2 protein-coding genes are annotated in these 13,710 nt (G+C 62.7%); both read right to left on the bottom strand.

Annotated elements, in window-relative coordinates:
• Position 1 precedes the first annotated feature (1 nt).
• Positions 2 to 1,996, bottom strand: coding sequence for a TolC family protein (locus VJ698_RS07800; RefSeq protein WP_324102155.1), 1,995 nt, complete (start codon positions 1,994 to 1,996; stop codon positions 2 to 4).
• 22 nt (positions 1,997 to 2,018) lie between these two features.
• A complete protein-coding gene (locus tag VJ698_RS07795; protein ID WP_324102154.1) occupies positions 2,019 to 13,553 on the bottom strand; it encodes a SwmB domain-containing protein in 11,535 nt (3,844 codons plus the stop codon).
• Between the last annotated feature and the right edge of the window lie 157 nt (positions 13,554 to 13,710).

Below are 13,710 nucleotides of genomic sequence, written 5' to 3'. Positions count from 1 at the left end.
TTTAATTGTGTTGAATAAGGTTCATCGTCGTTGGGTTGCCGAGGCTGAGCGAATGACGCAGCCAGAGGGCAGCGGATGGCTTCGTATCGGAGAGCGCCGCCGCGGGACGGACGGCCGCCGGCTGGCGCAGCGCCTTGCGCATGGGTTCGATCATGCGGTATGCCGCTCCTTCACCCAGCGCCTGCCACTGGTCGTTGCTGACCGGTTCAAGCAGCATGGTGGATTGTTCGGCCTCTGCGACAACATGACCACTGCTGTCGATGAGACGCAGCTTGACCTTTGACGGGCGGCCGCTGGCTTGCTGCGGAGCGAGTTCGACGATGGCTTGCAGGCGCAATTGCGGCTTGCCATCGGTTGCGAGCGCGACCTTCGACAGGCGCAGGATGCGCAGCATGGCCGCTTCAAACGGCTTTGCGCCGCTCGCCGGCACGCCACTGACGGGCTCCAGCGCAAAGGTGCCGAATTTCGGCAGCGGCTTTTCGCTGAACGTTGCCTGTTCCCATTTGCCGATCTGTTCGTTCAGCGCGCTGGCGAGCGTCGCCGCGTCGTGATCGGGTAGTTGCGCCGGAAGGCTGTCGAGTCCAATGGAGTTGTACAGCCTTCCCATCGCGGCCTGCAGATTCGCATGGACGAAGTCGCGCTGCACGCGCGACACCAGCGCCCGGGCACGAGCCCGGATCAGTTCGAGTTCCGTTTCGAGCCCGACCTGCTTGGCCGACTGCAGATAGGTGACGATGCGGGCGTCGTCCTTCGACGCGTCATCCCACACGCCGAACTCATGCGCCAGCAAGTCGTAGCGCACGGCTGCCAGCCGCGTTTGCGCCAGAATGGCGGCGGTGGTGGCGAGCTTGCGCGTCTCGTCGACTTCGCTCTGCGCCTGCTGCGCGCGGTTCATGGCCGGGAGAGAGAACAGCTTCAGCAGTCCGAAGGACAGGTTCAGGCCGCCGGATGCCCACTGGTTGTTGAGCAGGTAGCGATTGCTGTCGTAGTTGTCGGCAACCTCCAGCCCGAAACTGGGCAGCAGGCCGAGCATCTGCTTCTTCCACTCGAGATTGCTGACGCGCGTCTTGTAGCTTTCCTCGCGCAGTTCCGGCCGGTTCTTCAGCGTGGCCTCTTCCAGCGTATCCATCTTCGCCGTCAGTATGGGCGCGACGAAGTCTTCACTATTCGCTTTCGCCAGCGTGTACGTAGTACCCATCGGTAGGTTCATCAGCGTGGCGAGTTCCACCTCCGCCTGCCCCAGTTCCTGGCGGCGCACGGAGAGTTGCTGTTCCAGGTCCAGCAGGGAACGGCGATACGCGACGATTTGCAGCGGCGGCAGGAGGCGGCGCGTTTCGATCAGCTTGGCGCGGGAGGATGCCTGGTCGATCTCGTCCAGCAAGGCATCGATCTCGGGGCGCAAGCGCTGTGCCGTTTCGGCGCGCCACCAGGCGAGGCGCACATCCTGCACCAGGTTCTGCAATGCCTTTCGCCGGCGTTCTTCGGAGATCAGCGACTGGTCGGCCATCTGCTTCGCGCGCACATAGCTCAGGCCGAAGTCGAGCACGTTCCACGCGAAGCCGATCGAGCCGGTCTCATGCGTGCGCTCCTGGGACGCCGTCGGATTCGGCGAAATCCGGCCGTCGGTGCCGAAGCCATAGCCGAAGGAGTCGTTGCTGCGCGTCGAGTAGCCCGCCGAGAGCGTCAGCTTCGGCAGCAGGTCGGCGTTGGCAAGCTCGGTCTGGCCCGCAGAGAGCGCCTGCTCCATCATCCGCACGCGGTAATCCATGTTGTACTTGATGGCGCGCGCGGTCGCATCCGACAGCGTCAGGGGCGCGCTGATTTTCTCCTGGCCGGCGAAGAGACGTTGATGCAGGTCCTGCACTTGCGCCTGGTATTCCGCGGAGCCGATGGGGGTCGGCTGCACCGCGCAGCCACCGAGCGCCAGCGCGACCAGCACCGTCAGCGTGGCCCGCCGGAACGGGGGGCGGCTTTTCTCGATATTCAATGATTCCATGTTGGGTGGTGTGCTCACTTGTTTAGCTTATTCTTTGCGGCTTGATGGTCTTCACCGGATGGCTGTCCTTGCCCGCGATGCGCGCGAGGAGCGGATCGTGTGCCGGCTTTGCGATGCGCAATTGCTCGCGGAACGGCAGCGATTTGCGCGCCGCGGCTTCGGCGGTCTTGACCGTGGCGTCGCCCCTGGCGCCGGCCATATGCTTCGCCGGCGGGGTATCGTGGTGGTCGGCAGTCGCGTGCTTTTCCGTTGCCTGCACGCGCACGTGGAAAGTGCTCGATGCCTCGCGCCCATCGTTGTCGCGCGCGATCACTTTCACTGCGAGGTCGACATGCTCGTTGGCCGGCGGGCGTCCGCTGAAACGTCCTGATACGGGATCAAAGTCGAGCCATTCCGGCAAGGGCGAACCGTCAGTCAGGGTGGCATCCAGTTGCACCACCGCATTCATGTTGGTGTGGCCGAACGCCTCGCGCGGCACGAAGTAGTCGAACTTGCCGCCGCCTGCAACATTGGTGTCGCGGATGCCCTGGTAGACGAACAGCCGGTCACCGCCTTTCTGTTGCGCCAGGTCGATCGATCCGGCCGGCGTTGCCGTTGCACCGTTGGTATTGGCCTGTTCCTGCCGGTCGCCTGCGGTGGGGCCGCCCACGCCCGGCGTTTGCACGCGCGAGACGGGGAAGCCGCGATCGGTCGATTCCAGGACGCTGCTTGCCGGGCCATTTGCGTTTGTCGCGATGCTATCAGACGCAATCTGTGGAATGCCGGCCAGCAGATTGAGGTGGCTGTTCGGCTGCGTTGATGCCATGTCAGCGGCAAGTCCGTCGACCGACGCCGATGCCGTCGTCGCGGATGAACCGCCGATGACCGGCACAATGGGCCCGGTTGAGACGCTTGCGGGGATGGCGCTGCCTGTGTTGCTCGTTCCCGCGATGACCTGCGTCGTGCCCGGGCTTACCGTGGCATTCGTGGGCGGCGCGCTCGTCGCGGTTCCGCTGTCGGTGGTGCCCGCAGGCGTGGACGGGTTGAGGCCGCCATCGATGCTGCCGGGGCCGGCAGGCGTGCTGCCTGTGCTGCTGCCTGTGTTACCTGCGCCGCCAGTGTTCGACGAACCGGTGCCGGTAGACGTGCCGCTGCCAGGCGTCGTGGTGGGCGGCGTCGGATTGACGGCCAGGGTATTGAGCGTGAAGGATGCGGGAGCAGCCCCGCTCACGTTGCCGGCAAGGTCGGTCTGACGCACATACACCGTGTTCGCGCCTTCCGTGACGGTGTAGCCGCTGCTCCACGTGCTGCCATCCGTGCTGTATTCGACGCTAGCGCCAGTCTCGATGTCCGAGACGCTGATGTCGGGTGCCGTGGTGTACTGGCCGCCGCTGCCGGTCGGAGGCGGAAGCTCGATGACAGGTGCCGCCACGCGGGTATCGAGCGTGAAGTCGAGCGAGGCGCTCGCGCTGACATTGCCCGCAATATCGGTCTGCCGCACGAATACCGTATTCGCTCCCTCCAGTGGTGTGAAGCTGCTGCTCCACGTGGCACCGTCGCGGCTGTATTCCACGCGCGCGCCGTTTTCGATATGGGAAACGACCAGCGCGCCACTGTTCGTGATGCGATCGGTGCTGCTCGCGCCACTGTCTGTTGCCAGCGCCAGCGCCGGAGTTTCGATCGTACGATCGAGCGTAAAGCTGAGTGAGGTCGCTGCGCTCGCATTGCCGCCCACGCTCACCTGGCGGACAAACACCGTGTTGCGTCCTTCCACGGGCGTGAAACTGCTGCCCCAGGTAAGGCCATCGGCACTGTATTGCACTGTCGCCCCGGCCTTGGTGCCGGCCAATGTCAAGGCCGGATTGCTGGTAATGCCGTCGCTGCTGCTGGTTCCGGTGTCGCTCTTAAGCACGATGGACGGCGCGTTCGGGATCGGATCCAGCGTGAAGTTGAGGGAAGCACTTGCGCTGACGTTGCCTGCAACGTCAGTCTGGCGCACGTACACCGTGTTCGTGCCTTCCACGGGGGTGATGCTGCTGCTCCAGGTCGCGCCGTCCACGCTGTACTCGACCTTCGCACCGGTTTCGATGCCTGACACATCCAGCGTGCCGTCCGCGGTGATCCGGTCGCTGCTGCTGGTGCCAGTATCGTGAGCAAGCGCGATCGAAGGTGTTGCGACGCGCGTATCCAGCGTGAACGACAGCGAGGATGCACTGCTGAAATTGCCTGCGCGGTCGACCTGCCGTACATGAACACTGTTCGCGCCTTCGACGGCACTGAAGCTGCCGCTCCAGGTCGATCCATCGCTGCTGTACTGCACCGTGGCCCCGGTCTCGATATTGCCAACTGAAATCGCGCTGGATTTTGTGATCCTGTCGCTGCTGCTGATTCCGGTGTCGCTCACCAGCCCGACGCTCGGCGCTGCAACTGTCGTATCCAGCGTGACCAGCAAGGCGTCGGACGGCGTGGAAGTGTTGTTCGCTGCGTCGGTGAGTGTCGCTGTCAGGCTCTTCGTGCCATCGCCGCCAAGCGACGGCATCTTCATGTCGAGATAGCCGTTGTCGATATCGCCGGCACTGAGCGTGCTTGAAGCAACCACGCTGCCATCCCGATACACGGTGAGCGTGTCGCCCGCTACCGGCGCGCTGGCCCCCGTGCCCCGCAAGGACACCCGGATTCCTGGTGCCATGACGTTGGTATAGGCATCGCTGTTGCTGGCGCCGCTGTCGGATGAGGGAAGCAGTGTGAGAACCGGAGCGGCAGGCGCGACAATATCCGCGCTCGCGTTGACCACGGCTTGTCCCTCGAAACCGGAAGCTGCATTGCCGGCCACGTCGACGAGCGGATTGTCGCCGGGTGTGTAGGCGAGCGTGACAACGTCAGTCTTGGTCAATGCTTCGGCGAGGGTCAGGATGACTTTGCGGTTGGCAACGTCGACGGAAACCGAGGACACAGTGACTGTATCGCCGTTCCTGCTCACCGTGAAGTCGCCGGTAGCGGGCGCTGTCGCCAGCAGCCCGGAGCCGGATTCCGCGTAAGCGAGCGTCAGTGTCGTTCCGCTTACGCTGGCCGATGACAAGGCGGGGGTAGTCTTATCCAGCACGATCTCCAGTGCACTGGACGCGGCGGATTCCTTGTTCGTGGCGTGGGTCACCGTCGCGGTCAGTGTTTTCGTGCCATCGTCTCCCAAGGTATTCGTAGTGATATCAACATAACCGTTGGAAATGCTGGTGTCGTCAAGTGCGACGCTTCCGACAGGATTTGCATCAAGGTATACCGTTACCACATCGCCCTTGACTGGAGCGGTTGCACCACTGCCTTGCAGTGTGACGCGCACTGTCGGCGTGTCATCGCTGGTCTTGGCATCGTTGTTGCTCGTGCCGCTGTCCGAGTCATTGAGCAGGCTCAAGGCCGGCGCTGCGGGCGCGGCGGAAACGGCAGTATCGTTGGTCACTGCATGGCCCGATAGTGCCGCCGCCGCGTTGCCTGCAACGTCCTGAGCCTTGTCGGTGCCCGGGTTGTAAGACAGGGTGACTATGTCGCTGCTCGTGACAGCCGAATCGAGGGTCAGCGTGATTGTCTTGCTGGACGTATCGAGCGAGACGTTCGTGATACTCACCTGCGTATTGGTATTCTTCGTCACCACGAAGTCGGATGTTGCCGGCGTGGTCGAGGCCATGCCGGTACCTGCGTCCGTATAGGTGAGGACCAGCGATGTGCCGTTGACCGTAGCCGACGAGAGAACCGGCGAGCTTCTGTCGAGTGTCAGGGTAAGCGCGTTGGACGCGTCGGAAACATGGGCTGCGGAATCGGTCACTGTCGCCGTCAGACTCTTCGCGCCGTCGGATCCCAGTGTATTCGTGGTGATGTCGACATAGCCTCTGGTTATGTCTGTCGAGCCGAGCTTCGCGATGCCGATCTGCGTGTTATCGAGGTAGACCTTCACCACGTCACCAACGACCGGGGCGGCTGCGCCGCTGCCTTGCAACGTGACTCGGACAGCAGGTGTATCGATATTTGTCTTGGCATCGCTGTCGCTCGTGCCGCTGTCAGACGATGGCAGCAAATTGAGCGTCGGGGCAGCGGGTGCCGTCGAGTCGGCGGTACCGTTCGTCACGGCGACGGCACTGAGTGCCGCGGCCCGGTTGCCCGCGATATCTTGCGTCGGTGTTCCATTCGCGTTCGGCGTGTAGTCGAGCGTGATGGTATCGGTACTGGATACGGCGCTGCCCAGCGTCAGCGTCACGGTCTTGCTCGCGGCGTCAAGCGATACCGAGGTCACGCCGATGCTCGTGCCACCATTCTTCACGACGAAATCGCCGAGGGCCGGAACGATGGCATCCATGCCGGAACCGGTTTCGGTATAGGTCAATGTCAGCGTACTGCCGCTGACCTGGGCTGAATCCAGTACCGGCGCGGTCTTGTCGAGCAGGATTGCCAACGTGTTGGATGCGGCGGATACATTTTCAGCCCCATCGGTTACCTTGGCCGTCAGGCTTTTCATACCGTCCATGCCGAGCGTCGCGGTGGTGATCTCGACGTAGTTGTTGGCGATATCGTCGCTGGTGAGCTTGGCACTGCCGACCAGCGTCTCGCCCAGATATACGTTGACCATGTCATCGGCCACCGGCGCTGTGGCGCCGCTGCCCTGCAGCGTGACGCGCACGGTTGGCGTGTCGTCGCTGGTCTTGGTGTCGCTATGGTTGCTGCCGCTGTCGGATGTCGTCACCAGACTCAAGCCCGGCGCTGCAGGCGCCACGATATCGCTGCTGTTGTTGGTGACGCTTTGGTCGGTCAGTGCCGCGGCCAGATTGCCCGCCACGTCTTGTGTCTTGTTGGTGCCTGGCGTGTAGGCGAGTGTGACGGTGTCGGTTTTCGTGATTGCAGAAGCGAGCGTAAGCGTGACAGTTCGGGTTGACGCATCGACCGCCACCGACGAGACAGACACGGTGGTCGATCCATTCTTCATCACCGCAAAGTCCGTTGCAGCCGGCGTGGTCGACGCCATGCCGGTGCCGTCCTCGGTATAGGTGAGGGTCAGTATCGTGTCGTTGACGGTGGCCGATCCGAATACTGGCGCGGTGGTATCGAGTGTGATCACCAGCGGATCGGAGGCGGTGGAGATATTGCCGGAGCTATCCGTGACCGTGGCAGTCAGGCTCTTCACGCCATCAGCGCCTAGCGTGCTGGTAGTGATCTCGACGTACTGGTTGGCGATGTCGCTGCTGGTAAGCTTGGCTGTGCCAATCGTCGTGCCGTTCAGATTGACCTTCACGACATCGTCCACGACCGGGGCAGCTGCGCCAGTTCCCTGCAGGCTTACGTGTACGGTCGGCGTGTTGTCATTGGTCTTGGCGTCGCTGTTATTGCCGCTGTCCGAGCTTGCCAGCAGCGAAAGGGACGGAGCGGCAGGCGCAGTGGAATCGGTATTGCTGATGACGAGTTCATTGGTGGTCGCATCGGTCAGCACATTGCCGGCAGTATCGGTGATCGTGGCCGTGACTTCGTAGGTGCCGGTCGTTAGTTGATCGGATGCCGGCACGCTTAATGTCCACGCATTGCCGGCAACGGCCAGATTGCCGTCGCCCTCGGTATAGGTTTTGCCGTTGACGCTGACGCGCAGCGTTTCGCCCGCACCGAGCGCGGCGGTGCCGGTGATTGCGGGCGTTGTGTCGGCAGTGCTCAGTGATGTCACCGTGACCGGCCCCACAGGCGCCGCGGTGTCGATCACGATCGCCTGGCTTGCGCTGGCGGGCCCGTTCGACGCGGTCAGCGTATAACTTCCTTTGCTCAACGGCGTGCTGCTGCGGTCATAACTCCAGTTGCCACCGCTGTCAGCCGTGACCGTGGTCTGGAACACCTGGCCACTCGCATCGCTCAGCGTCACGGTGACGTTCGCTCCCGACGCGGCGCTGCCCTTGAAAACAAGCGTGGTATCGCTGGTGATGAAATCCGCGATCACGCCGGTGTCGTTCGTGATGCTGTCGATCGATACGCCGCCGCCTGCCGTTTTGTCGTGCAGCACGGTCGCCGTGCCGCTGTAGTTGTCCCCGCCGTCATCGATATAGGTTGCGGTGACAGAGATGACGCCGTTGTTCATGCCGCTCAGGTTCAATGCTGCGAGCTGCCAGCTGCCATCGTTGGCGACTGTGGCGGTGTCGCTGATGGTGGTGGTGCCATCGGTCAGCGTCACGTGGAGCGTGCTGCCCGCGGGAGCAGTCGTCGCGCCCTTGATGACGACGGCATCATCCTCCGTTGCAGAGAGGCTGCCGTTACTGTCCTGGTTGGCGGCGCTGTCGATCGGTGTGATGACCGTGACCGTCGGCGCAGTGGTGATCTGCACGGCCTTGGTGGCGGTGCCCTTGTTGCCCACGTCGTCCGTGCCGGACGCGGCCAGACCGAGCGTGTTGCCATTGGTGTAAGTGACTGGCGCCGATTCGCCGGCTGGAGTCGCGGTACCGGTATCTACGCTCCAGACACCGCCTGCCTGCACGGTCGTCGTGTAAGTGTAGGTGGTACCGCCCGGCACGTTGTCGGGATCGATCACCAGGGTGATGGTGCTGCCGGAAGGCAGATCGGTGCTTCCCGAGATGAGCGGGGTGGTATCTGGCGTCTTGCTGTTGGAGGTGATCGACACCACAGGCGGGATGATGTCGACGTTGAGCGTTTGTGCCGCCGTGGCGCTGTTGCCTGCAGTGTCGGTGCCAATGGCCTTGACGCCAACATTGCCGGCAAGGCCCGTGCTCGGGAAGGTGCCGCCGGCGGGGATGGCACTGCCGGTATCAATGCTCCAGGTATTGGTGCCGCCGTTACTGACCACGATGGCGTTGTAACTCACGCTGTTGTCGGTGGCCGGGTCGTTGTCCGGATCGATGGTGATGGTCAGCGTGCTACCGGCAGGCAGGTCGGTGGTGCCGGAGATGACGGGCGTCGTGTCCTTGGTCGCGCTCGCCGAGGTAATGCTCACCGTCGGCGCGGTGATGTCGATGACGAGTTCGTTGCTCGTACTGTCGCTGATCGAAGCATCGCCGGTCCGCGTGTTGGTGGCGACCACTTCCTTGGTGCCGGCGGTCAGTGCATTGGTGGTGAGCGACCAGGTATTGCCGGAGATGTTCAGGCCATTGCCGGTGTTGTAGGTGACCCCACCCACCGTCACGGTGAGTGAATCGCCGGAAATGTTGGTCCAGGTCCCGCCAATGGTCGGCGTGGTGTCGCTGGTCACCTGGCTGGTCACCGTCGGGCGATCGAGCGCTGTCACCGTCGTGTTGTAGCCGAATGCGTTGGTGGCGCTGGCCGTGATCTTCGCGTACGTGTTCAGGCCTGTCGCCTCCAGCATGCCGGAGGAGGGTGTCGCGCTATCGAGATTCAGGCTCCAGGTGTGGTCCGACTGCACCATGGCCGAATAGGTCAGGCTGTTATTGGTCGTGGTGTCGTTGTCCGGATCGATGGTGATGATCACCGAGGCGCCTGCGGGCAGACTGGTAGTGCCTGTGATGAGCGGCGTGCTGTCGGTTTCGAGGCTGCTTGCGTCGATGGTCAGAGTCGGCGGTGTGCCGGCGGACGGATCGGTGGTGTTGTATGCCTGCGTGCCGGTGGCTGCGGCATTGCCGCGTCCGCTGTTGACGCCATAAGCTGCGCCGCTTGCCACGCCGACCGTCACCGTGCCGGATGAGGTGGGAGTCGGCGTGACGACCAGCGTGTACTCTGTGGGACTGATCTTGGTAAAGGTACCCTTGGTGCCGTTGGCGACGGTAATGTCGTCCGCGGTGAACGCCTTGGTCGCATTTGTCCCGTACGGCACCAGGTCTTCGCTGAAGGTGAACGTGAAGGTGATGTCGCCGGCGGCCGTGCCTGGGATGTTGTCGGTGATGGTGATGGTTGGCGTCGGCAGTGACAATGTGGGCAATGCGGTATCGGAAACGGTAATGGTGCCGTCGAGTACGGTCGCCGTCACGGTCAGGGGCCCGTTTTTCAAGGCCTGAATCTGTGACTGCGTCAGAAGAGCGGACCAATTGCCGCTGGTGTTGGCCGTAACGGTCGCTGTTTGCGTTGTTGTGCCGTCCGTTACTGTTACAGTAAATGCGGAAGTCGGCGCGGTGGTCAGTGACGTCGTGCCGGAGATGGTCAGCCCGCTGCCTATCTCGTTGACCGAGATGAGGTCGTCGCCAGCGATCGTGCCAATGGAGATCGTTGACGTGCTTGCGTTCGCCGTCACATACTGGCTTTTGCTTGACTGCTGGACGATGTTCCCTGCTGCATCCGTCGCTTGTGTTGTGGGAGCGACCTTGATGATGACATTACCGGATGAGCCGGAGACAAGGTTGCCGCTTGTCGTGCAGGTCCAGTCGCCGTTCGCATCCGTCGGTACCTTTCCGGTGTAGACCGTGCTGCTGTCGGTGGAATCCCTGATCGTAATCGTCACGCTCGAGTTTGGCAGCTCACTACCGCCATAGACCACGCCGCCATTCTTTTTGATCTCGCTCGGGTTGTTGATGAATATCTGCGGCGCAGTCTTATCATGCGTTACCGATGTACTACTCGTATGGATGTTGGTACCCGACAACGTCGCAGTCACCGTCAGCGTCGTATTGTCGAGATTGGACAGGTTCAATCCGCTAACCGACCAGGCACCATTCGTCACGGCCAAGCCATTGGAGCTGACGTAGTTGCCGTTGGCGTCCGCAATCACAAGGTTGACCGAATAGCCATTGGTCGCCGTGCCCGAAATAGTGACCGAGTCGTCTTCAGTCATGTTCAGCCAGTTTGCGCCCGCGCCAGTATTGTTCACCACACCGAATCCGTCAGTCACCGCCGCGCTGGTGATGCTGCTGACGGCCACTGCAGGCGTGGATACGGTCAGTACCTGCGTGTCGGCCGCCGTGCCGCTGCTGTCCGTCGCTCGGATTCCGATGTTGCCTGTAAATCCGCCGCTGGGCGTGACCCCTGATATCGGTGTGGCGCTTCCAGTGTCCAGCGTCCAGTTGCCGCTGCCGTCCGGCGTGACGGAGTAGGTCACCGCGTCGGACAGGTTGCCATCGTTGTTCGGATCGAGGCGCACGGTGACGAATCCGCCCGCATTTGCCGAGGTGCCCGCAATGACCGGTGTGGTGTCGCTTCCGCTGGCAGTGTCGCCGCCGTTGATGCTGACGCTCGGCACCGGCGTATTGGTGATCGTCAGTTCGGCGGTGCTGGTGTCGCTGACCGCGGCCATGCCGGTGCGCGACACGGTTGCCACGACATCGTAGCTTTGGCCAGCCACCAACGGCGTCAGCGTGCCGGAACTCGGCGTCGCCGTGGCGAGATTCAGGGTCCAGGTGTTGCCGCTCGGGCTCAGCGTGTAGGTCGCTCCGCTGACCGTGACCGAGAGCGTGTCGCCGGCGATGTTGGTCCAGGTGCCGCTGATGGTCGGCGTCGTGCTGTTGGTGGACAGGGTGGCCACGGTCGGGTGGTTGAGCGCAACGGCGCTGGCACTGTTGCCTGCGGCGTCCTGCGCGCTTGCCGTGATCTTGCTGTAGCTGCTCAGGCCGCCGGTTGGGAACGTACCCGAGACCGGCGTTGCCGACGCGGTATCCACGCTCCAGGTGTTTACGCCGCCCATGCCTGCGACCACCAGCGCGCGATAAACCAGATTGGCCGTGCTGCTGACGTTGTCGTTGTCGACAGTGACTGTGACGATGGAGCCGGCTGCGAGGTCCGTCGTTCCGGAAAGCACAGGCTTGCCGGTCGTGGCCGTTGCGAGCTGATCGATACTGACCAACGGCGGGGTCTTGTCATGCAGGACGGTCGCCGTATCCGTGACGCTGTTGAGTGTGCCAAGGTCGTTGTCGGGATCGTAGGTCGCGGTGACGGTCAGTGTCCCGTCGTTCAGCGTGCTCAGGTTTTCGGTGACTTTCCACTTGCCGCTGGCGCTGTCGTAGCTGGCTGTGCCAGACACCGAGGAGTTTGCGTCGTCGGCCACCGTCACGGTGAAGGTCTTGCTGTGATCCGCCAGGTTCGAGGAAACATAAATGGTGGTCGCGTCATCCTCGACGGCATTGAGCACACCGTTCGTATCGATCGGCTCGCTCACTGTCAGCGTGGTGGCGGCCGGGACGGGATTGGACGGGGACATCGAATCCGAAAAGGCGCCGAGCGAGGAGAATGTCGCGTTCTTGTCGTAGCTGGCACCGACGCCACCGATGTCACCGTTGATCGGCCCGGTCTGAGTCTGTGTCATCGCGACGTAGCGCACCACCGTATCCTTGGTGAATCCACTGATGCCGGTCGTGCCGCGCGGGCCGGGATTGCCGTTGCGATCCGTGGGCGACGCCTTCGACAGGACGGTTGCGATGTCGGTAAAGGGAATCTTGAAGCTGACGAAGACGTCGGTCTTGCCGTCGACGCCGAGGTCGGCGCTGCCGCTCCAGTTGGGGTCAGTGCTGGCGGATACCGCATTGACCGAGTAGTTGCTCGCACTGAAGGAATAGATGCCGTTGCTCGCGACCCAGCCTGTGGGCAGGGGCGAGGTGGAGGTGGTGTTCGGCGAGACATTCGCGTCCGTGCCGGGATCGAACAGCCTCACCGCCTGGCCGTTGTTGCGGCCGTCGACGGCGAAGAAGATGTCGATCTTTCCGTCCAGGTTGGCGTCCATGCCGATGAGGGCGACGCCGCCGAAATAGGTCGGGCTGGTCGGGTTGTCGATGCGCAGGCGGAACGCCATCGTGTCGTCCGCGGTCGTGTTGCTCGTGCCGCCGTCGTCATAGGCAGCATACAGCAACGGATGCGTGGCATTGCCGATCAGGTCGGTATCCGCGGCATTCGACTGCGTGTCATTGTTCGGGTCGAAATTGTCGCCGACGAGGATCGGCACCCATCCCGTGCTGCCCGCGAGATTGATGGTGGAAAGCCGTGCCTGGTAAGCGGCCGCGCCAGCGTCTGTAAGGAAGCTGGCCGTCTCGATAGGGCCAGTGGCGGTTTCGAGTGTCCAGTCGCCGCCACTGCCGGTGGCATTGCTCGACGCGGCTACGTCGGCGCCGGTCATGCCTGCGAGCTTGTCGACGAAACTCCGCCCGGCTTCACCGGAGGCGACGTCGCACCCATAGATCAGCAGGTCGGCATCCTGCGTGAGCGCCGTCTTCCATTGCGCGATGGTGACCGCATGATTGGCGAGTTGAGCTTCGTCGATGCTTTGGCCGCCAAGCGACAGGAAGCCGGACCCACCATGCGACACGATATGCATCGCCGTCGTACCCGGGTGATCGCGCAGCACGGCACTGATCTGGTCGAAGGGATCCTGGTTCGCTTTCAGCTGGACTACAAGTACGCCTGGCCTGGTCCCGGACACCAGTGTTTGCGCTTCCGGCACGGAACTGTCGATGAAAAGGATTTCATGCGGAACGGCGGGCGCCTCTGCGGGCGGAGCCATCGCCGCAGCCTGCGCGATATGCGTGAGGTCGGAAGTCGTGTCGTGATTGTCGATCGGCGTAGTGTCATGCAACGCCGCGCCGTCGAACAGGACGCGTGGTTCTAGGGCGAGCAGGCGGCTTCGGCGTCGCGCGGAAAAGCCCGTTGACGATGGGGACGATGGGCGCTTTTTCATGGACATTTTCCGGGCAGGGAGAGTGTTCGGCTGCAAAGGAGCGCCGAGCGAACGCGAAGCGGGGGCGATGACTTGTACGGCATACCGGATTTTCGAAACATTTATTTCCGTACAGCAATACTGCTATGAGAGGAATGATCTATATCAATTCTACTGT

The organism is Noviherbaspirillum sp., from assembly GCF_035254685.1.
In the GTDB taxonomy this organism is placed as follows: domain Bacteria; phylum Pseudomonadota; class Gammaproteobacteria; order Burkholderiales; family Burkholderiaceae_D; genus Noviherbaspirillum.
The sequence above is the reverse complement of the archived record's forward strand: the minus strand, read 5'-3'. Positions and strand labels throughout refer to the sequence as shown.